Here is a 20,372-nt window from a genome sequence, read left to right as displayed (position 1 = left end):
GGGGCAGACACGTACATCGGCACGGCGTTGCTCGGTGTGCTGCTCACCGTCGTCACGTTCGGCATCGGTTTCCCGTTCGACGTCGTCCTGCTGGAGCGCTGGCGTGCGAAGCACACCACGATGAACGGCGCGAGGACCCGCGCCACCGGTTCGGCGACAGGCCCGCTCGCCCGGTTCGGCGAGCTGCACGCGCCTCCAGCACTCCCCCGGGTGGCCGCCACCGGCTCGACGCGGCGGCCCGAGACCGGATGGGGCGGCTCAGGCCACCGCAGCCGCGGCGAACTCGGTGAAGATGTCGCCGGGTAGGCGGTGGTGGAGGCGCCAGGTGATGGCGATCGGGCGATCGCCCTCGTGACTCACGTAGGTCGCCGGGCCGAGGCACCAGTACGAACGCTCGTCGGCCCGCAGGCGACCGAACAGGGCGACCGTCGTGTCGTCGTCCGCCTGGCTCACGTAGCGCTGGCCGGTCGGGCTGGCGAGCGACGTCGTCGACTGCGTCTCCCAGTGGATGAGGTCTCGACTGATCGCGTAGTCCCGGTACCTCGTCGTCGGTGAGAAGTCGCCGCTCGACTTGTCGAGCGTGAAGGCGAACAGGTCGGTCCGTTCGTCGGGCAGCCACTTCACGCCGCTGTCCCATCGCGGGGGCATGACCCCGTCGCCGTCGCCGAACGCCGCCTGGATCTCGAGGCGTGAGTAGCGAGCGTGAACCCGCAGCGGCACGTCGCCTGACGATTCGAACGAGTGATGGAGGTGCGTCACCCGCTCGGCCGTCACCCCCATCACCTCGGCCAGCTCGGCGCAGACCGCCCGAAACCTGCGCAGTTCGGCGAGCGCCTCGGCCAGGGTGGGCGGCGCGCTCCGGAGGAACATCGATGCGAGCAGCATCCGCAGCAGCCGCCGCTCCCGCTCGCCGAGCGCGTCGACGTCGATCGCAGCGTTCGAGACGAAGTGGGAGTAGGCCTCACCCCGGTCGTCGTCGTCGACGTGGAGCAGCCGCCCGATCGCTCTCAGGAACCGCTTCTCCTGATCTCGATCGAGGTCATCCGCCGGCGGCGGTGCGAAGCCGGCGGCACGGCGGAGGTCGGTCCAGCTCCGGCCGTTCGCGTAGACGTCGCCGAGCTCGAGGCCGCTCTCCCGCAGGAACGTCGCGAGGTCGACGTCGCCGATCGATCGCAGCTCCGCCACCCGCTGCGGCCAGTTCGACGGGATCGCGCTCCGGATGCTGTCGAGCACCACCCCTTCGGCGACCGGGTCGAGCTCGAGGTGGCACCCCGACGGCAGGAACGGGAAGCGCCGCTTGACCTGGCTCTCCAGATCGCTTCGGGTGCCACCCAGCAGCGCCCGGTACCGCAGGTCGAAGCGGAACTCGCGTCGGTGCGTGCCGACGAAGTCGAGCACGGTGCACACCGCCTTGCCCTCCGCACGTCGCAACCCACGACCGAGCTGCTGCAGGAACAACGTGGCGCTCTCCGTCGGGCGCAGCATCAGGAGGGTGTCGATCGTCGGGACGTCGACGCCCTCGTTGAACAGGTCGACGGCGAAGACGACGGCGATCCTCCCGTCGCGCAGGTCGCGCAACGCCTCGGCGCGCTCGGCCTCCGACGACTCGCCCCACACCGCACGCGCCGGGATCCCGTGCTCGACGAACCGCTGCGCCATGAACCGGGCGTGCTCGACGCTCACGCAGAACCCGAGCGCCCGCATCCCCGCGGGTCGGCCACTCGCCGCCGGAGCTGCTCGATCAGCTGGCCGACCCACACGTCGTTGCCCGTGTACACGTTCGTCAGCGCGCCGACGTCGTATCCGATCCCGCGTGTGAACGGGACGTCGCGCAGGTCGAGGCCATCGTGGATCCCGTAGTAGGTGAACGGCACGAGGTGCTGCTGGTCGATCGCGTCCCACACCCGCAGCTCGGCGGTGATCTGCCCGTCGAACAGGCCGAGGACGTCGAGGCCGTCGGCGCGCTCGGGCGTCGCGGTGAGCCCGACCAGTTCCACCGGTCGGAGGCGATCGAGGAGCCGCGAGTAGGTCGGCGCCGCGGCGTGGTGGAACTCGTCGACGATCACCACGTCGAACCGGTCGGGCTCGATCGCGTCGACGCCCGACGCGGTGAGGCTCTGGATCGAGGCGAACACCGCGTCGAAGCGATCCGGCCGCTCGCCTCCCACCCACAGCTCCCCGAACGAGGCGTCGCGCAGCGCGTGGCGGAACGTCGCCCGGCTCTGCTCGAGGATCTCACGACGGTGCGCGACGAACAGCAGGCGCGCCCGGTCGAGCCGCCCGTGCAGGCGGGCGTAGTCGACGGCGGCCATCACCGTCTTGCCGGTGCCGGTCGCTGCGACGAGCAGGTTCCGGTGCCGGCCGTGCTCTCGGGCTACCTCGATCTGCTCGACGAGGCGCTCCTGGAACGGGCGCAGCGTGAGGTCGGTCGGCGGCAGGTAGGTCAACGACGGCTCATCCGCTCGCTGCTCCGTGCGCCGGCGGAACTCGGCCACCTCGAACGGGACGAAGCCGTCACCCTCCCAGTACGAGTCGAAGATCGCCGCCATCCGGTCGACGACATCGGGGTTGCGGATCCCCGACAGCCGCACGTTCCACTCCAGGCCGGGCACCATCGCGCTGTGGGTCAGGTTCGACGAGCCGACGTACGCGGTCGAGTTCCCCCTGGCCCGATGGAACAGCCACGACTTCGCGTGCAGGCGCGTCGTCGACGTGTCGTAGGAGACGCGCACCTCGACGCCTGCGTCTCGCAGAGCGTCGAGCGCCGCCAGCTCGGTCGAGCCCGTGTAGGTCGTGGTCAGCAGGCGGACGCGCCCGCCGTCCGCGATGTGGCGAGCGAGCACGTCGAGCATCGGGCGGATGCCGGAGAAGCGGACGAACGCCATGAGCACGTCGATGCGATGAGCGGACGGGATCTCGGCCCGTAACTCGTGGCTGAGGGTCGGCTCACCGGGCGCGTTGGCGAGGATCGTCGTGTCGAGCAGCGGGGTGAGCGGTCGCTCGGGCGCCGCGAACGACCCGTCCGGCCGGCGGGTCGCGACGCTGCGCAGCGTCGTCGTGGGTTCGACGAGGGCCAGGTCGCTCGCGAGACCGGCGTCGTGTCGGGCGAGCACCGCCAGCACCTCGGCGACGATCGCGGTCCCCTCCACGAGACGCTGCCGATCCGGGAGCGAGTCGACGACGATCGAGACGGCTCGAGCCACGTGAGCAGCGAGGCGGTCGGCGGCCTCGGCGAGGCGCAGCTCGTCGTGCTCGGCGCGCCGTGACTCGTCGAGATCCTCGACGAGACGGGCCAGAGCCTCGGTCAGCAGCTCGTCGTACAACCCCGCCGGGAGCTCGCCCTTCCCCACCGGGGGGATCCTCCCACACCCGTCGACAGCAGATCCGAGAACCGAGCGCGCAGATGTTGGTGATCTCGCAGTTGGCGGTCGACTGGACGTTCATGGATCAGCGCGACCAGCTCGCAGAGAGCGGCGACCGTCCCGCTCCACGGACGGTCGTCGTGGGGCCGGGGGTGCGGGTGCCGTACCCCGAACCGACGTCGGCGGCGGCGTCGCTGATCGGGCGGGCCAACCGGCGGCGGGACACACGCGCCGAGGTGCGGCTGCGCTCAGAGCTCCACCGCCTCGGTCTGCGGTTCCGCATCGATCTGCCGATCGTGGCCGGCGGCGTGCGGGTCCGACCCGACATCGTGTTCACACGGGCGAAGGTGGCCGTCTTCGTCGACGGGTGCTTCTGGCACCTCTGCCCCGACCACTGCCACCTCCCGAAGCGGAACCGTGCTTACTGGATCCCGAAGCTCGACGCGAACCGGGCTCGCGACGAGCGGGTCACCGCCGCCCTGCGCTCCGACGGGTGGCACGCCATCCGGGTCTGGGAGCACGAGGATCCGGCAGCGACGGCGCAGATCATCGCGCCAGCCGTGCGCGCTCGCGGGCCGCGCTCGCCGAGAGGCTGATCGGCAGCGGGCCCGATCCGACGGGGTGATCCGGCGGTCGCGGCGAGCACATGCCCAACCCCGACGGATCATCGTCCGAATCCTCGAACGCCGTTCTCGGCGTCGCTCCGTCGGTCAGGAGCGAACACCGGCGACGAGGACGGCACCCGACCCCGTGAGGACACGCCGCAGGGCCTCGATCGTCATCCCGAACACGAGGTGGGAGCCGAGCTCCCAGATCCACCACGCACGAGGCATCTGGTCCGGACGGCCCTGGATCCCGATCAGGGGCAGCGACGAGGCGTGGGTGGCGAGGAACAGACCGGCTCCAGCAGCGGCGCCGAACCCGACCGCCGCTCGACGGTCGTGCGTGACGGCGACGGCGTAGGCGACACCCGCTGCCGTGCCGAACGCGTAGTGGATCGACTCCATCGCCGTCGACCGCTCGTCGTCGGACAGCTCGCTCCCCCGGGTGCGCCGGGCGACGCGATCGGCGAGCACGGCGGGCGGCATCGTCTCGTCGTCCTCGATGTCGGCGCCGAGCTCGTCCTTCGCCTCCGGGTCGGGCGGGAGCAACCGCTCCCCCAGCCTCTGCAGCTGGGGCTCGGCCATCGACTTCACCCACGACGCCGCCGCGCCCGACAGCGCGCCGACCGCGACGACGCCCGCCCACCTCGACTCGCCGCTCACGACGGTTCGCTCATCGGACGCACGGATGTACCTCTTCCCATCTCGCGCCGGTACCCCGCCGCTCGAGCGTCCATTCCACGTTCCCACGCTGCAGCCGCGGCCAGCTCGAGCGAGCGCGAACGCCGGACCCCAGCTCCGTCGTCTGACCTCCGGACATCGACGAACACCGTCCGGCGCCGGCGCACCGACCTCAGGTCGACGACGACTCGAGGATCTCCTTGATCCGGTCGAGGACCTCTCGCAGGCTCCCCTCGAGGTCGTCGCCGGCACCCTCGCGCTCGGTGTGGATCGTGATCTCGACCGTCGACGCCGTCGCGCCGTCCGACTCGACCCGCAGCGACCCGTGGTAGTCGTCGTCGCCCTCCGACCCCCACTCCACCGAGCGGGTGGCCTGATCCGTCCGGAACCACGCCTCGCCCTCGACGGTCCGGCCGTCGTCGAGCTCGGCGGTGGTCCGCACGGCCTCACCGCTGTCGACCGACTCGGCGGACGTCATCTTCGGGAAGTACTCGGGGAGGTTCGACACCTTCGAGAGGTAATCGAACAGAGCGTCGGCGGGGACGGCGACCCCGGACTGGACGGTGGATTCGGGCACGGTGATCTCCGATGGTTCGTCGGGACCGAGGTGATCCCACGAGTCGGTACCCGCGTCGGATCGCCTCGAACCACGGTCGACGCGATCACCTCCTGCGGATCGTCACACCCTCGCACCGAGGCCGTCGTGAGGACCGTTGACCTGGTTGTCGTGGCCGACGGAGAACCGTCGGAACGGTGGCTCAGGGCGTGCGGGCGAGCCGCAGACCGAGCATCTGCCAACGCTGATGCGGGTGGAAGAAGGTCCGGTAGCTCGGCCGCATCTGCGCCAGCGGGGTGGCGCAGGATCCGCCGCGCAGCACCATCTGGTTGATCATGAACTTGCCGTTGTACTCCCCGAGCGCACCGACGGGCGGCTGGAAGCCGGGGTAGGCGCTGAACGACGACGAGGTCCACTCCCACACGTCGCCCCACGGGCCGTTCCCCGGCATCGGACGCAGCTGCCCCTCGTCCGCGCCCGGACGGGTCGCCGACGCGTCGAGGAAGTTGCCGGCGATCGGGACCTCGGCGAAGGCGTGCTCGTGCTCCTCCTCGGTCGGCAGCCGTGCATCGCTCCAGCGGGCGAAGGCGTCGGCCTCGAAGTAGCTCACGTGCACGACGGGAGCGTCCAGCGCCACGAGTTGCGGACCGCGCAGCGTGTAGGTCCACCACTCGCCGTCCTGTCGCCACCAGTAGAGCGGATGCGACCACCCCTGCTCGGTCGCGACGGCGTGGCCCTCCATCAGCCAGTGCTCGGGCGTCGTGTAGCCGCCGTCGTCCATGAAGGCGATCCAGTCGCGGTTGGTGACGGGGCGGTCGGCGATCTCGTACGGCTCGAGCCAGTGCCGATGGCGCGGCCCCTCGCAATCGAACGCGAAGCCCCCGCCGTCCTGGCCGATCTCGACGAGCCCGCCCTCGTGGCGCGTCCAGGTCAGTGGGATCTCGGACGTCACCGGGAGCGGTTCGGATGCCTTGTAGACCGGCAGCAGCGGGTTGTGCGACAAGCCGTGGAGGAGGTCGGTGACGAGCAGCTCCTGGTGCTGCATCTCGTGGTGGCATCCGAGCTCCACCAGGGCCGCGATCTCGTCGCCGTCGGCGCGCCCGGCGTCGAGCAGCGCCGCGACGGCGTCCTCCACGTGCGAGCGGTAGTCGCGCACGGCGTCGACACCCGGTCGCGAGACGAGGCCGCGCTCGTCACGGGCGTGACGGGGCCCGGCTTGCACGTAGTAGCTGTTGAACAGCACGGCGAACCGGTCGTCGGGCGAGACGTAGTCCGCGACTCGGGGACGCAGGACGAAGGTCTCGAAGAACCAGGTGGTGTGCGCGAGGTGCCACTTCGCCGGAGAGGCGTCCTCCATGCTCTGGAGCATGGTGTCCTCGGGGGTCAGCGGGGCGACGAGGCGGTCCGTGCGGGCACGGGTCCGTTCGAACAGCGCGAGCGCGGCCGAGGCCGGGAGGGGTGCGGAGGCGAGAACGGGTTCAGGCATGAGCGTCTCCTTCTGCTCGCGATGCTGTCACTGCGGCACGGGTACTGGGCGGTTCACCGTCGGAACTCGTGCGAGATCGACGGATGGTGTGGGATCGCTCCGATGCGGACGGGGAGTCGGCCGATCTCGGCGCAGCCATCGGACCCGGACCCACGAACTCACGTACCCGTGCGGGGCTCGAGCATTCGTTCTGAGTTCAACGATCGGCCCAGAACTCGCATCCGTCCGGGGCTCACCCATCCGTCGAGGACTGCGAGCCCGTTCGGGGGTCACGCATCTGTTCGACAACTTGCGTCCGTCCGAGGCACTGCGTTCGACGATCACACGTCCGACGGACCGTCGTCGACGAGGACGGTGATCTCGACCTCGACGGATCCTCCCGGCTCGATGCCCTCGGCCACCCGCACCGCCTTCTTGACGGGCAGGACGAACGTCGCCTCCTCCTTGCTGGGGAAGATCGACGTCCGCCACGTCGTCGACCCGACCGTGACCTCGACCGGGAGCGAACCGAACCCCGCCGTCGACCCACCGTGACGTTCGTCGATCAGGTCCGTCGTCTCCTCCGGCAGCGACACGAAGAACCACGACGTGCGCGACACCCACTCCCACAGCTCGCCCGTGAAGCGGTAGGTGCCGGCATCCACCATCCCGATCGTACGATCTCGCCCACGGCGAGTTCGACAGCGTCGGGTCCGAAGCTCGCTCCGCCTGCGCGCCCACGAGAGGGACGTCGCGCTGGACCGAGTTGCTCGCCAACCATCCGACGTGGGTGCATCGAGGCGAACCGCATCCGACGTCGGCGCCACGACCCGATCTCGATCAGCCGACGATCCGGTCGATCTCGGACCGACCGTCGAATCTGTCTGAGTGGTGTCCCTCATCCGATCCCCGGAGCGGTCGGAGAACCCTGTGGCACCCCGATCGTACGCTTGTTCGACATGGACATCGGTGCCGCGATCGAACGTCTCGAACGCATCGCCGTCGTGCGCACCGACGCCGCTGCGATCCCCGACGAACTGACCGGCGCCCTGCGCGCCTGCCACGAGCTCACCGCGTTCCTCGCCGCCGCCGAGGCCGACCTCGCCCGGCGCCTCACCGCCAGCGTGTCGTTCCCCGAAGCCACCATCGCCGACATCACCCGCGACACCCTCTCCGCCGCCACGAAGACCATCGAACGATCCACCACCCTCGACGCGCTCCCCGCGATGGCCGCCGCCCTCGACACCGCCCGCACCACCCCCGCCCACATCGACGCCATCACCCGCGAGACCAAGAACATCGACCCGCGCGAACGCGACCACGTCAACGAACGCCTCGACACCCTCGTCGACATCGCCACCCACGCCACCGTCGACCAGTTCCGTCGACGCGTCCGCACCGAGATCGAGCGCGCCCGCAGCGACGACGGCACCGACCGCCTCGAACGACAACGACGCGCCACCCGACTCCGCACCTGGACCGACACCGACGGCATGTGGAACCTGCGCGGACGCTTCGACCCCATCACCGCCCTGCGCATCTCCTCCGCCCTCGACCGCGCCGTGGAGGCCTCGTTCGCCGACGCAGCGCCCGACACCTCCCCGAGCGACCCGATCGACAAGCAGCACCACCTGCGAGCCCTCGCCCTCGCATCGCTCGTCGACGGCACCGACAGCGCCCGACGCCCCGGACGACCCGAGTTCGTCGCCGTCATCGACATCTCCGCACCACCACCCGAGACCTCGACCTCGATGCCGGCCGCTGATGGGCCATGCGGTCATCGCGCAACCTCATCGACCGGCGGCGCACCGACCGGCGACGGCAGACCGATGACCACCCGCCGCACGACGTCACGGATCGGTGGCAGCCAACGTCGCGGCGGCTCCGAACGATCAGGGTCGCCGAACGATCGCACCGACGAGCCGGTGCTTCGAACCGAACGAGCAGACGGCGCCCCCGCTCGACCACCCACACCGGCCGACTCCTGTCGTGCCGGACCCCGGGTGACGTGGCCGATCCCGATCGAGGTGCCCACCCCGGTCCTCGCCCAGATGATCGAAGACGCCGACACCACCACCGTCGTCGTCCGCGACGGAGTGGTCCTGCACGCCCCCGGCCGACTCGACCTCGCACGCACCACCCGCCTCGCGAACCGCGCCCAACGACGAGCCCTGCGCGCCCTCTACCCCACCTGCGCCATCCCGTCGTGCACCGTCGCCTACGACCGCTGCAAGCTCCACCACATCACCTGGTGGCGCCACGGAGGAACCACCGATCTCCAGAACCTCCTTCCGGTCTGCGTCCGCCACCACACCAAGATCCACGACTCCGGATGGATCGTCCACCTCGACCACCACCGACGACTCACCCTCACCCTCCCCGACGGAACCACCCGAACCACCGACCCACCCCGCCGTGACACCTCGTGAACGACCGAGCGAACGGGCCACGGCTCCACGCCGACGGGGTGGGTGGCGTACGGGGTCCGGTTTCCGGTTCGGTCGGCCAGACACCCACTGCCTCGTCGTGGAGCGACATCGTCAGGGACCACATCGCTGCGGGCGGACACGTGCGCACCTCCGGGGCGGCAGATGCGTGCTGCGGCCCCGAGCACCGAGTGCGGGAGAGCGACCGGGCCCAGCCGACGGAGCACGCCCCGACAGATGCAGGTCGCGCTGGTCACGGTGAGCGGTCGCGAACTACGCTGGTGATCGGCGAGGCACACGAGACGGGGAACAGCGGGAAGCGGTGGGGACGACAAGGGCGACGAGAGGCGGAGCACGCCGACGGATCTGGTGCGTCGCGATCACCGCTGCCGTCGGAGTCGCTGCCTGCAGCTCGGACGGTGAGTCCACCACGACCGCACCCCTCCCCGACCGCTCGGGCGGCACGGCGTCGACGACCCCCGATACCGACGGTGTCCCTGCGACACCAGCCACGGCCGACCCCCCTCCGTCGATGGAACCCGAATCGTCGACGACCGGATCCGCGGTCGCATCGACGACGGAACCGTCGGATCCCTCGACCTCGGTACCACCGACCACCGAGGGCGAGCCCGAACGGCTGCTGCCCGACGATCTCGGTCCCATGACCGAGTCCATCCCGTTCGACGACGCACCGGGAGTCGACACCCCCGGTCAGTTCTACGAGATCTACGAGATGGGCTACCTCTACCTGCCCGACACCACCGACCCCGACGACCGCGACGTCCGACCCCCCACCGAAGACGAGCTCCCCATCATCGCTGCATATGGCCGGGCTCTCAAAGCGTTGTTTAACCAACTGACGGTGTTCCCGGTCGAACGCGAGCCGAGCCCCGCAATGAAAGAAGCCTTTGTAGATGGCGGAGTGGCGTACAGTGAGAACGCCTTCAAACGCTTTCGCGAGGACGAGGTATTCATCGGATTTCCTCTCGGGCGCCCCGACATCCATCGTCCGTACGTTCTAACAGAACCAAGGTCCGAACTTGAGGCTGTCATCTGGAACTGCAAATACGACGCCTCGATCCCGATCAGAGCTGACGGGTCGATAGCGATTGATGAAGTTTCCGAAATCTACGAACGGGCAGGGAACGAGGTTGCCGTCAGACTGATTGACGGGCAATGGAAAGTGAGTTCGATCATCACGAAAGAGGCCGCGTGCGGCGATCTGTAGCTTCGATCTTGGTGCTTCTTTGCGGGAGCATCGTCTTTGCGATGACACCCGGGAACGTTGATGCCTGTGACCGGAACAACGTGACCTGTGGGGCTACCGGTGGGAGTGGCTCGACCGCTCGCACGGCTCACGTTCGTGACGGCAACGGCAACATCGTCGCGTTGACGTCGATCGCATCGGGGTCGGCGCTGGTGACGTCGTTCCCACCGCCGGCGTGTCGGTACAACAGCTACCGGGAGGAGACCACCGTCGTCCCCGTCGAGCCGGACCCCGACGCCGACCCCGAGGCACCGCTGCCGCCGCCGGCGATCCAGACCGAGAACGTGCCGACGATCCGAGACGACGGCAGCTACCGCTACGTCGAGTTCCCGGTCGACTCGAGCATCACCAACCAGGACGTCGCCGACGACGTCGCCGACCGGCTCGAATCCGGCAACGACTACAGCCGTGGGCTCGCCCAGGCCATCGCGATCTCGTACACCCCGCTCGAGGAGGCTCGACGGCGCTTCCGGATCGGCTGCGTCCCCGACGCCGGCGACACCCTCGCCCAGACCGCGATCGAGTTCTCGCTGTACCCCGCCTTCATCGACATCGGGCCCGACGACCCGCTCTTCGACGTCCGTGGACAGATCGCCGACCTCTACAACAGCCTCCAGCTCACCCGCCCGCGGCCGCAGCCACCCGCGAGCGTCGACACCTGGGGCGGGCTGGTCGTGCGCTCCCCGGCCTGGCTGTCGATCGACGCCGACGCCTGGCGCGTCCACACCAGCGACACGGTCGACCACCTCGGCTGGCAGCTCCAGCTGCTCGCCGTCCCCTCCACCCTCCACTTCACCGTCGACTTCCAGCCGTCCGACGCCGACGCCCAGCACCTCGCCGTCAGCGGCCTCACCGTCGACTGCCTCGGCGATGCCACCACCGAGAGCCTCGGCACCGGCGGCGCACGTGTGCCGGCCCAGCCCGCCGACCTGCCCGACTGGTCCGAACCCGGCGTCGGTGGGTCGTGCCGGTGGACGCCTCCCGCGCGCGGCACCGCCACGGTCACCGCCCACGTCACCTACGGCATCACCTTCCTCGCGTCCGGCTACGGCACGGCCCTCCCCGACTACGAGTGGTCATCGGACCCGTCGCCGACGTTCACCGTCGGCGAGCTGCGCGCCGTCAACACGAACGACTGAGAGCGACCGCACCGCCGTCACCGCGGAACGGTCAGCTGATCTCGCAGCCCTCGAGGTCGCCCGAGGCTCGCCACTCCCGGATGATCTCGAAGAACCGCACCGGACCCTCGCCGTAGCTTGCGCTGAAGAAGCCGTTCGGGTTCCCGGCCCGGCCCTCGTTGTTGTAGTAGCCGGGCGTGCACTCGGCGCGGAACCGGGCGCCGATGCGCGCCTTGTCGGCCATCTCGTCGACCCACGCCTGCTCGGCCTCGGCGGTCACCTCGACACGTGAGCCGCCCCGCTCGCGCACCTCGTCGAGCACGTAGGCGACGTGGACGGCCTGCTCGTTGAGCGTCTGGGGGATGTTCACCGTCACCGCGCCCTGGATGAAGCCGAGGAAGAACGCGTTCGGGAACCCGCTGCTCTGCAACCCGTGCAGCGTGCGCGCCCCGTCGGCCCAGTGGTCGCTGAGGTGGACCCCGCCGCGCCCGACGATGTCGTAGCCGGAGCGCCGGGTGTAGCTCGTCCCCACCTCGAACCCGGTCGCGAAGACGATGCAGTCGAGCTCGTGGTGCTCGCCGTTCGCGATCACCCCGGTCTCGGTGAAGCGGTCGACACCGGTGCCCTCGGTGTCGACGAGGTGCACGTTCGGCCGGTTGAACGTCGGCAGGTACTCGTCGTGGAAGCACGGCCGCTTGCAGAACTGGCGGTAGTACGGCTTGAGCGACTCCGCCACCTCGGGGTCGGCGACGATCTCGGCGGCCCGGCGCCGGACCTCCTCCATCTTCTTGTAGTCGGCCATCTCCATCAGCTCGGCCCGCTCGGCCTTGGTCAGCCGACGACCGAGCCTGCGCGACGCCGTCTTGGCGGCGATCCCGGTCAGGTTGCGGAAGATGTCGGTCCACCCGTCGTCGACCAGGTCCTCCTCCGCGTCGGCGCCGGTGACCAACCGGTTGAAGTTGTCCATCCGCCGGTCCTGCCAGCCCGGCTCCAACGACTCGACGAAGTCGTCGGGCGTCTCGCGGTTGTCGCGCACGTCGACCGACGAGGGCGTCCGCTGGAACACGTACAGCTCCTTCGCCGACGCCCCCAGGTGGGGCACGCACTGCACCGCCGTCGCCCCCGTGCCGATCACGCCGACGCGCTTGTCGGCGAGGCGATCGAGGCCGCCGGAGCTGTCGCCGCCGGTGTAGTCGTAGTCCCAGCGGCTGGTGTGGAACGTGTGGCCCCGGTACCGGTCGATCCCCTCGACGCCCGGCAGCTTCGGTCGGTTGAGCGGACCGTTCGCCATCGCCACGTACGTCGCGGTCATCCGGTCGCCGCGATCGGTCTCGACGAGCCAGTGGCCGGCCTCGTCGTCCCACTCCATGCGCGTCACCGCCGTCGACAGCAGGGCGTCGTCGTACAGCCGGTAGTGGCGGGCGATGTTCTTCGAGTGCTCCATGATCTCGGGAGCGAAGGAGTACTTGTGCTTCGGGACGTAGTCGAGCTCCTCGAGCATCGGCAGGTAGCAGTACGACTCGACGTCGCACATCGCGCCCGGGTAGCGGTTCCAGTACCAGGTCCCGCCGAAGTCGCCGCCCTTCTCGATGACCCGGATCGATTCGATGCCGGCCTCGCGCAGGCGGCCGCCCATCAGCAGACCTCCGAAGCCACCGCCGACGATGGCGACCTCGACGTGGTCGAACAGCGGGTCGCGCTCGACGGGCTCGGCGTAGGGGTCCTCGATGAAGTCGGAGAAGTCGCCGGTGACCTCGATGTACTGGTCGTTCGCCTCGTCGCGCAGGCGCTTGTCGCGCTCGGCGAGGTACTTCGCCTTCAGCGCACCGGGGTCGAAGTCGATCCCGCCGAGCGTCTCGATCAGCAGATCGTCGAACTCGACCAGGTCGTTCTCAGCCATGGACCGACGCTAGATCGGCGATCACGACCGCACGAACCCCGGCACGCACATCACGGACCGGCCGACCGAGTGCTGCGGTCGACGGGATCCGCGCTCGCTCCGGTAACCGGCAGCCGGACGAGGGTCGACCGAGCCGCACCCGATCGACGCAGGACCGCCCGGAGCACGCCGGCGGGCGAACGTCGACGGAGGGATCGGTCCCGATCCGGGGCGCGAGCGTGCCCCGCCCTCCCGAAGGGGAGACGGGGCACGTGGTCCTCGTCGAGGCGGGCGTCGACGCACCCCTCCCTCGTCACCGGCCGGAGCCGGCGGTGATCAGGTCGCCGACGAGATGGCGTTGACGAGCTGCGCCTTCGACATGTCGGCGCGGCCCTCGATCTCGAGATCCTGGGCCCGCTCGTAGAGCTCGTCCTTGGTCATCGAGCGCAGGACGCGCTTCTCGGACTTGACCTCGGCGGCGCGGATGCCGTCGAGCTCGGCCTCGACGCGGTCGACGGTCTCGTCGGCCAGGTCGGTGACCTGGTCCTCGACGGAGTCGGCGGCGATCTTGGCCTGCGCACGGGCCTGGCCGGCGATCTGGCGCAGACCGGACGACGCGGCGTCGACGGTCTTCTCGGTCGTCCAGCGGATCGTCCCGACCACGGTGCGGACGCTGGAGTCGGTCGTCTTCGCGACCGTCTGCACCGACTCGACGAGCAGGTCGAAGTTGCGACGGTTGTTCGCCGCGGTGCGATGGGCCACGGCCCGGTTCAGCTCCATGAGCTTCGCGGGGATCGTCGGGAGACCGTTCTGGATCTCGTCGAGTCGGAACTCGATGCGCTCCGCGATCGTGCGGGCGTCGAGGTCGTCGGCGAGCTCCTCACCGACGGCGGTGCGAGTGGTGGACTTCTTGGACTTCGTTGCGGTGGCCATCAGAGCCTTCCTTCTACATTTCTGGCGGACTTCGGAATTGCGTACTATTCTACGCAACCGCTGCCGAGAGTCAACGGTCGACCTTGAGCCATCCGACACGCACCACGTGTGCGCCGTCACCCCCGGCGTGCGCGACGGCCGTGCGAGCAGCGTCCACTCACTGCACGCGCTTGATCAACCACTCCTTCCACGATGCGTACGGCGGGTAGAGCATCGAGGGGTCCGGGAACGTCCGCCGGTCGAAGACCGACTTCATGTGACTGAACGTCTCGAAGCCTGCCTCCCCGTGGTACGCCCCCATCCCGCTCGGCCCGACACCGCCGAAGGGCAGCTCGGGCGGCCCGATGTGCATCAGGGTGCCGTTGACGCTGACCCCGCCCGACGAGGTCCGCCGCACCACCCGGTCGGCGACCTCGTCGTCGCCGCTGAACACGTAGAGCGCCAACGGCTTCGGGCGTTCGTTGACGAAGTCGATCGCGGCGTCGACGTCGTCGACGGAGAGCACCGGCAGGATCGGGCCGAAGATCTCCTCCTCCATCGACGCCGACTCGAGGGGCGGGTCGACGATCACCGTCGGGGCGATGTAGCGGTCGGCTCTCTCGCTCCCGCCGCCGAACGCCAGACCGGACCGGGCCGTCGCTGCGGTCGCACCTGCGGCGGAACCCTTCCGGGCCGACCCGGCCCCTCCGAACGTCTGCTCGGCGGGGACGCCCGTGACGTCGGGATCCGCCGCGTCGCCCGCGTCCGATGAGACCGGGTCCGCGGCGGTGTCGTCCGCCGTGCCGGCGACGCCGCCGCCGCAGCCGCGGCCGCGGCCGCTGCCGCTATCCATGTCGATGTCGATGTCGTCGGCCGCGCCGCTGTCGACGTCGTCGAGGAGCGCGACGACGCGGTCGAAGTGGTCGTCGGACACCATGCGCCCGTAGTCGTCGCTGGTCTGCGGGTCGGCTCCGTAGAAGTCGCGCACGGCGTCCTCGATCGAGGCGACGAGGCGATCGCGCACCGACCGCTCGACGAGGACGTGGTCGGGGGCGATGCAGGTCTGGCCGGCGTTGACGAACTTGCCCCAGGCGATCCGACGTCCGGCGACCTCGATGTCCGCATCGGCGGCCACGATCGCCGGGCTCTTGCCGCCCAGCTCGAGGGTGACCGGGGTGAGGTGCTCGGCCGCGGCGCGCATCACGATCTTGCCGACCCGTGTCCCTCCGGTGAAGAAGATGTGGTCGAAGCGCTGCTCGAGCAGCGCGCTCGACTCGTCGACTCCCCCGCCGACGACGGCGACGGTCGAGGTGTCGAGGTACTCGGCGCATCGGGCGACGAGCGCAGCCGACGTCGCCGGCGCGAGCTCGGACGGCTTGGCCACCACGGCGTTGCCCGCCGCGATCGCCGCGGCGAGCGGCGAGAGCAGGAGCTGCAGCGGGTAGTTCCACGGGGCGATGACCAGGACGACGCCCTTCGGTTCGGGGACGATCCGTGCCGACGCGGGCCGGAAGACGAGGGGGACCTTGACCTTGCGTGGCGACGTCCACTCGTCGAGGTGATCGAGCTGGTGATCGACGTCCGCGAGCGTGAAGCCGATCTCGGTCGTCCACGCCTCCGTGCGGGGCTTGCGCAGGTCGTCGTGCAGCGCCGTGGTGAACTCATCGGCGTGGTCGCGCAGCATCGCCTCGATGGCCCGCAGTTGCTCACGACGCCACGAGAGCGGGCGCGTCGTCCGTCGGTCGAACCCGTCGCGGACGTGCTGCACGATCGCACCTGCGTCGAATTCCGCGCCGGAGCCGGTGACGTGGTCGTTCGCCGCGCTCATCGTGCGCTCGCGCCGAGGTCCGCCCGCACCGGTCGGCCACGTGCCGGATCCGGCTCACGTCGGCGTCGGTCGGGGGATCGGGATCGGCCGGTGCTGGTGGCGGTGCCGGTGGCGGTGCCGGGGGCGGTGGCCGGAGGGATCGTGGGGTGGTGGATCGTCGTCATCGGAGGGTCCGTTTCGTCGCTCACGGGATCGGCCCTGCCGAACCCGTGGCCAGCGTTCCCGATCCGACCGTTCCGACACGGCGCGACGAGGAGGCGAACGGGATCGCAGCTCTGCCGACCGTGGTCGGTCACTCGCACCCCTCCGCCCGGCGACGTGAGATCCACGCTCGTCGCTCGTCGCTCGTCGCTCCGAGCTGCGCGGCCCGGGTCCGGCGCGGCTGCCGATGCGGCCGACGTCAGGACGTGGCGAGGATCGGCTCGGTCGGCGTGTCGACCTGTCCCGAGGTCTCCTCGGTGATGCCGAGCTGCGAGTCGCCCGGGGCGACCTCGTCGATGCGCACCGTCACGGTGCCGTCGTCGTCGGGGCGGAACTCGCCGAGCGGCGTGGCTCCGTCGTCGGTGATCGACCACAGCACGTAGACCCGGTCGGCGCGGTCGGGAACCGGGATCTGGGAGCCGTCGACCACGACCGCCCGCTCGCTCGCCGATTGCACCACGGTGAACGTCCCGCCGAGGTCGCCACGGAGAGGTCGCGACACGGCGTCGTCCGCGTCCTCGATCGCCGCCAACTGGCTCGTGTCGTCGCCGCCCCGCCCGATGACCAGCGCACCGACGCCCATCAGCAGCACCACCACGGCAGCGGCCGCCGCCACGAGGAACCCGTTGCGACGCCGACGGGCCGCCGAGAGGTCGACCACCTCGGCGCGGTCGTCGCTGGGGGGCGGCCGACGACCGGAGTCGAGCGAGTCGGCGGATCTGCCCGTCGATGCCGCGCTGTCGGCGACGGGGTCGGTCCCGACATCGGAGCCGCGACCGTCCACGGTCTCGCCGCCCGGCGGTCCCCAGACCGGGGTCTGCGACGTCGCCGCCACGGCGGTCAGCACCGCGTCGCGCATCTGCGCCGGCGGCGGGGTCGCGAGCGACTCCTGGATGCGTCCCGCCACCTCGAGGGCATCGTCGAGCTCGGTCGCGAGCGCGGGATCCTGGGCGATCGCGTCGTCGAGCTCGAGCCACCCGTCCGCGTCGAGCTCACCCAGCGCGGCGAGGGCGATCAGTTCGTCGGTGCGTCCCACGTCGCTCATCGCGTGTGCCCCAGGGACGTCTTCATCTTCTTCAGCCCGCCGCGCACACGTCCCTTGACGGTGCCGAGGGGCAGGTCCAGCCGGCGCGCGATGTCCCCGTGGGCGCGCCCTTCCAGGAACGACAGGCACAGCACCTCGCGCTGGTCGTCGGGGAGCGAGGCGAGGGCGTCGCGCACCTCGACCGCCTCGATCTGCGACATCGCGTCGTTCTCCGGGCCGTCGTCGTCGATCTCGCGCAGCGTCGCGACCTGCTCGATGCGGTCCCGCTGCGACTGCTCGCGCCGGACCCGGTCGACCGCACGTCGCCGGGCCATGGTGGTCGCCCAGGTCGAGAGGCTCGCTCGCTCGGGATCGAAGCGGGCAGCCGTCTGCCACAGCTCGACGAGCACCTCCTGGGAGACCTCCTCCGACATCGCCGGGTCGCGCAGCACCCGCAGGACCGTCCCGTAGACCTTCGGTGCCACCTCGTCGTAGACCACGGCGAAGGCGGCTCGGTCGCCGTCGGTGCGCACACGCTCGAACGCGGCCTCCGCGCTGAGCGCGTTGGGTCGACGATCAGCGGGCACGATCGCGTCAGTCTGTCGATCGCGCCCGCGAATCACCACCACGGCGGTCAGGACGTCGAGGAAGGTGCCGGGCGAGAGGGCCGCGGCGATCATCCCCCGGCGTCCAGGAACTCGCCGTGGGTGAGCGCGGTGGCGGCGACGACGCGGATCGGACGCTCGGTCGCGATCTGCGAGGTCTCGAGCACGATCGGGTCGCTCCACACGGGCGGCTCGAGCGGTCGCCCGTCGGACGGGACGACGCCACCGAGCACGAGGCGGGTGTCGCCGTCGCGCAGCGCACGGTCGATCCGCACGGTTCGCCGGCCGTGATCGAGGGTGTCGAGCACGATCACCTCGGCCTCGGCCGACAGCTCGACGCGCGTCAGCAGGTCGACGAGCTCGATGGTGCGCACGTCGAAGTCGCTGAGCCGATCGGAACCCGCCAGCGCCCGCAGCTCGCCGAACGACAGCCTCCCGGTCCGCCCGCAACGGCCCGCGACCTCGAGGCCGGCCAGGGATCCGACGGTCGCCGCGAGGCGCGCCCGGTCGTCGCGACCCGGCGCGTCGTCTCCGCACTGCTCGTAGTACCCGGCGACGCGAGGATCGGATCGACGGACCGACGTCGCCCGATGTCGTCTCTGTCGTTGCTCCGCCACGATGGGTGTTCGATCCTGCGGTCGGTTCGGATCACCCGCGCTCGCTCCGACCCCGTTCGCTCGGAGGCGCGTCCCGTGGTCGTCCCGTGGCACCCGATCGCCGAACCCCGCGCCTCGACGCACCCTGACCCGCCAGCAGCGATGAGGGCCCAGCTGTCTGTTGCACCGGCTGCGATCGTGGCCCAGCTGTCCGTCGCGGCTGCGGACGTGGTGGTCCACGCCGCAGCCGACCGGGGGTCCCGTCCCCGGCGCCCGGAACTCGACGACCGACGGCGGGATCCGGGACGGGGGAACCCTCGTGCGGTGCGGGGCCGGATGGGTGGGTGGCGACCGATCGTGGACGGCCCCCAGCGGTACAGTCGCTCGGCGTGGGAGCGGGGCGGGCCGAGCGCAGGACCCGTGCGACGAGCACGCTGGCGGCGGCGCTCGCCGCGTCCGTGCTCGTCGTGAGCGGGTGCGGCTCGACGTCGACCGGGATCCCGGTCCCCGTCGTCGCCCCCCGGCCCACGCCCCCGAGCGACGCCGATGCCACGGCCGCCGCCACCTCCACCGCCACCCCGGTCACCGACGGGCGGGTCGCCGATGACGGACCGGCACCGACCGGCGCGGCCCGCTCCGGTCCGGACGACACGGTGCCGGGAGGATCGACCCCCCTCGAGCTCGACGGAGGGCCGCCCACCGACGGCTCGACCGGCGGACGGGTCCTCGTCCCGGCCACCACGTCGCCGCCCCCGACGACCGACGCCACGACCGTCCCGGCCACCGGACCGGACCCCGACGATCCGACCGGCGACGCCCGAGACGACGACGCCCCCGTCGCGGATCCGTCCCGTCGCGCCGGCCCGCCTGCGCAGGACCCGCCCGGCTCGGCGACGGGCGCATCCGCGCCGGGGACGTTCGCGACCACCGAGGCCACGTTCGCCCGCCTCGCCGCAGCGAACGTCGCCGCCTCGCTCACGATCGTCGACGACGGCGCGATCTCGCTGTCGACGGCATCGGGACCGACCATCGGCGGAGCCCCGGCCACCGGCGACTCGCCGATGATCGTCGCGAGCGTCAGCAAGGTCGTCGTCGCCGTCGCGATCGCCCGGCTGGCCGCCGAGGGCCGGCTCGACGTGGACGCACCGATCCCGTGGGCCGAGATCGGGCTGTCCCCCGACCCGGGGTGGGCCGACGTCACGGTGCGGGAGATCCTCGACCACCGCGGGGGCCTGAAGAAGGACCGCGACTCGTGGTTCGACGAGCCCGGGACCTGCCGCGACCACATCCCGAGCCTGCTGCGCATCCCACCCGACCAGCACCGGGGGCGGTGGTACTACTCGAACGCCAACTACTGCCTCCTCGGGCTCGTGGTCGAGGCCCGGGCCGGGGCCGACCTCGGCACGGCGCTGCAGCGCCTCGTGTTCGATCCGATCGGGCGCGACGGCGTCCACCTCACCACCGACGGCCTCCGCCCCGACGACACCCCCTACCGCCTCGCGCCCGAGCGCCTGTCACGCCTCGGCGGAGCCGGCACGGTGGTGGTGTCGACCGACGACCTGGCGGTGATGTTCGCGACGACGGACGCCGACGACGCCGCCGTGCTCACGCCTCCGTCGCTGTTCGTCGACCAGTACGGCACCGGCCACACGGGGACGGTGGACGGATCGCGGGCGTGCCTGTGGCGCTTCGCCGCCACCGGCACCGTCGTCGCGGCCGCGATCGCCGGCGACTCGGTGCGCTCGGGCGGGGCGCTGTGCGACCTGATCGTCCACGCCGTGGCGATCGACCTCGGCATCGACGCCGGCGTCCCCGACCGGCTGCGCTGACCACGCCCTCGGCGCGATCGC

18 protein-coding genes are annotated in these 20,372 nt (G+C 70.8%); 6 read left to right on the top strand and 12 right to left on the bottom strand.

Annotated elements, in window-relative coordinates; translation table 11 throughout:
* Positions 1 to 36 precede the first annotated feature (36 nt).
* The gene (locus ACOOHC_RS06325) at positions 37 to 306 is read left to right on the top strand and encodes a hypothetical protein (RefSeq protein ID WP_420453162.1); all 270 of its coding nucleotides are present in this window, start codon (positions 37 to 39) and stop codon (positions 304 to 306) included.
* On the opposite strand, the gene ACOOHC_RS06320 is transcribed toward ACOOHC_RS06325, so the two are convergent.
* Together ACOOHC_RS06320 and ACOOHC_RS06315 are read right to left on the bottom strand one after the other, a co-directional pair.
* Positions 259 to 1,683, bottom strand: coding sequence for a DUF3427 domain-containing protein (locus tag ACOOHC_RS06320; protein WP_420453161.1), 1,425 nt, complete (start codon positions 1,681 to 1,683; stop codon positions 259 to 261). The genes ACOOHC_RS06325 and ACOOHC_RS06320 overlap by 48 nt on opposite strands.
* Entirely contained in the window at positions 1,680 to 3,350 is a 1,671-nt protein-coding gene (locus tag ACOOHC_RS06315; RefSeq protein WP_420453160.1) for a DEAD/DEAH box helicase family protein, read from the bottom strand. The genes ACOOHC_RS06320 and ACOOHC_RS06315 overlap by 4 nt, the downstream gene beginning before the upstream one ends.
* Before the next feature lie 152 nt (positions 3,351 to 3,502).
* Between ACOOHC_RS06315 and ACOOHC_RS06310 the strand changes: the two genes are divergently transcribed.
* Positions 3,503 to 3,958: a very short patch repair endonuclease gene (locus ACOOHC_RS06310; protein WP_420453867.1), complete on the top strand. Its 456-nt coding sequence runs from the start codon at positions 3,503 to 3,505 to the stop codon at positions 3,956 to 3,958.
* 114 nt (positions 3,959 to 4,072) lie between these two features.
* Here ACOOHC_RS06310 and ACOOHC_RS06305 read toward each other — a convergent pair whose 3' ends face one another.
* The 4 genes from ACOOHC_RS06305 to ACOOHC_RS06290 all read right to left on the bottom strand — a co-directional run bounded on the left by ACOOHC_RS06305 (position 4,073) and on the right by ACOOHC_RS06290 (position 7,331).
* Positions 4,073 to 4,627, bottom strand: coding sequence for a DUF1440 domain-containing protein (locus tag ACOOHC_RS06305; protein ID WP_420453159.1), 555 nt, complete (start codon positions 4,625 to 4,627; stop codon positions 4,073 to 4,075).
* A 190-nt stretch (positions 4,628 to 4,817) separates the two neighbouring features.
* Positions 4,818 to 5,222: an SRPBCC family protein gene (locus tag ACOOHC_RS06300; RefSeq protein ID WP_420453158.1), complete on the bottom strand. Its 405-nt coding sequence runs from the start codon at positions 5,220 to 5,222 to the stop codon at positions 4,818 to 4,820.
* A gap of 181 nt (positions 5,223 to 5,403) precedes the next feature.
* On the bottom strand, positions 5,404 to 6,687 hold the full coding sequence (gene egtB, locus ACOOHC_RS06295; RefSeq protein WP_420453157.1) for an ergothioneine biosynthesis protein EgtB: 1,284 nt from the start codon (positions 6,685 to 6,687) through the stop codon (positions 5,404 to 5,406).
* A gap of 320 nt (positions 6,688 to 7,007) precedes the next feature.
* Complete coding sequence (locus ACOOHC_RS06290; RefSeq protein ID WP_420453156.1) at positions 7,008 to 7,331, bottom strand: DUF1905 domain-containing protein; 324 nt, start codon at positions 7,329 to 7,331, stop codon at positions 7,008 to 7,010.
* A gap of 294 nt (positions 7,332 to 7,625) precedes the next feature.
* Between ACOOHC_RS06290 and ACOOHC_RS06285 the strand changes: the two genes are divergently transcribed.
* From ACOOHC_RS06285 to ACOOHC_RS06275, 3 genes are all read left to right on the top strand, one after another.
* Positions 7,626 to 9,095, top strand: a complete 1,470-nt coding sequence (locus ACOOHC_RS06285) for an HNH endonuclease (protein ID WP_420453155.1) — start codon at positions 7,626 to 7,628, stop codon at positions 9,093 to 9,095.
* A 529-nt stretch (positions 9,096 to 9,624) separates the two neighbouring features.
* Positions 9,625 to 10,320, top strand: coding sequence for a hypothetical protein (locus ACOOHC_RS06280; protein WP_420453154.1), 696 nt, complete (start codon positions 9,625 to 9,627; stop codon positions 10,318 to 10,320).
* 161 nt (positions 10,321 to 10,481) lie between these two features.
* Entirely contained in the window at positions 10,482 to 11,498 is a 1,017-nt protein-coding gene (locus ACOOHC_RS06275) for a hypothetical protein (RefSeq protein ID WP_420453153.1), read from the top strand.
* Between the two features lie 31 nt (positions 11,499 to 11,529).
* Here the strand turns inward: ACOOHC_RS06275 and ACOOHC_RS06270 are convergent, their stop codons facing one another.
* From ACOOHC_RS06270 to ACOOHC_RS06245, 6 genes are all read right to left on the bottom strand, one after another.
* The gene (locus ACOOHC_RS06270; protein ID WP_420453152.1) at positions 11,530 to 13,377 is read right to left on the bottom strand and encodes a flavin-containing monooxygenase; all 1,848 of its coding nucleotides are present in this window, start codon (positions 13,375 to 13,377) and stop codon (positions 11,530 to 11,532) included.
* Between the two features lie 315 nt (positions 13,378 to 13,692).
* Complete coding sequence (locus ACOOHC_RS06265) at positions 13,693 to 14,289, bottom strand: Rho termination factor N-terminal domain-containing protein (protein WP_420453151.1); 597 nt, start codon at positions 14,287 to 14,289, stop codon at positions 13,693 to 13,695.
* 157 nt (positions 14,290 to 14,446) lie between these two features.
* Positions 14,447 to 16,096 (bottom strand): aldehyde dehydrogenase family protein, encoded by a 1,650-nt coding sequence (locus ACOOHC_RS06260; RefSeq protein ID WP_420453150.1) that lies wholly within the window; start codon positions 16,094 to 16,096, stop codon positions 14,447 to 14,449.
* Positions 16,097 to 16,496: 400 nt separating this feature from the next.
* Positions 16,497 to 17,342: an anti-sigma factor gene (locus tag ACOOHC_RS06255; RefSeq protein WP_420453149.1), complete on the bottom strand. Its 846-nt coding sequence runs from the start codon at positions 17,340 to 17,342 to the stop codon at positions 16,497 to 16,499.
* The gene (locus ACOOHC_RS06250; RefSeq protein ID WP_420453148.1) at positions 17,339 to 17,908 is read right to left on the bottom strand and encodes a sigma-70 family RNA polymerase sigma factor; all 570 of its coding nucleotides are present in this window, start codon (positions 17,906 to 17,908) and stop codon (positions 17,339 to 17,341) included. The genes ACOOHC_RS06255 and ACOOHC_RS06250 overlap by 4 nt, the downstream gene beginning before the upstream one ends.
* Before the next feature lie 89 nt (positions 17,909 to 17,997).
* Positions 17,998 to 18,543 (bottom strand): hypothetical protein, encoded by a 546-nt coding sequence (locus ACOOHC_RS06245; RefSeq protein WP_420453147.1) that lies wholly within the window; start codon positions 18,541 to 18,543, stop codon positions 17,998 to 18,000.
* A 368-nt stretch (positions 18,544 to 18,911) separates the two neighbouring features.
* On the opposite strand from ACOOHC_RS06245, the gene ACOOHC_RS06240 reads away from it, so the two are divergent.
* On the top strand, positions 18,912 to 20,351 hold the full coding sequence (locus ACOOHC_RS06240; protein WP_420453146.1) for a serine hydrolase: 1,440 nt from the start codon (positions 18,912 to 18,914) through the stop codon (positions 20,349 to 20,351).
* Positions 20,352 to 20,372: the final 21 nt, after the last annotated feature.

The organism is Ilumatobacter sp., assembly GCF_965215205.1.
Classification (GTDB): domain Bacteria; phylum Actinomycetota; class Acidimicrobiia; order Acidimicrobiales; family Ilumatobacteraceae; genus Ilumatobacter_A.
Note: the sequence above shows the minus strand (reverse complement) of the source record. Positions and strands in the feature narration are given on the sequence as shown.

Excerpts from the sequence above, each read along its gene's own strand:
- ACOOHC_RS06265 (WP_420453151.1), bottom strand. The coding sequence starts at position 14,289 with ATGGCCACCGCAACGAAGTCCAAGAAGTCCACCACTCGCACCGCCGTC.
- ACOOHC_RS06270 (WP_420453152.1), bottom strand. The coding sequence starts at position 13,377 with ATGGCTGAGAACGACCTGGTCGAGTTCGACGATCTGCTGATCGAGACG.
- ACOOHC_RS06280 (WP_420453154.1), top strand. The coding sequence starts at position 9,625 with ATGGAACCCGAATCGTCGACGACCGGATCCGCGGTCGCATCGACGACG.
- ACOOHC_RS06260 (WP_420453150.1), bottom strand. The coding sequence starts at position 16,096 with ATGAGCGCGGCGAACGACCACGTCACCGGCTCCGGCGCGGAATTCGAC.
- ACOOHC_RS06285 (WP_420453155.1), top strand. The coding sequence starts at position 7,626 with ATGGACATCGGTGCCGCGATCGAACGTCTCGAACGCATCGCCGTCGTG.
- ACOOHC_RS06255 (WP_420453149.1), bottom strand. The coding sequence starts at position 17,342 with ATGAGCGACGTGGGACGCACCGACGAACTGATCGCCCTCGCCGCGCTG.
- egtB (WP_420453157.1), bottom strand. The coding sequence starts at position 6,687 with ATGCCTGAACCCGTTCTCGCCTCCGCACCCCTCCCGGCCTCGGCCGCG.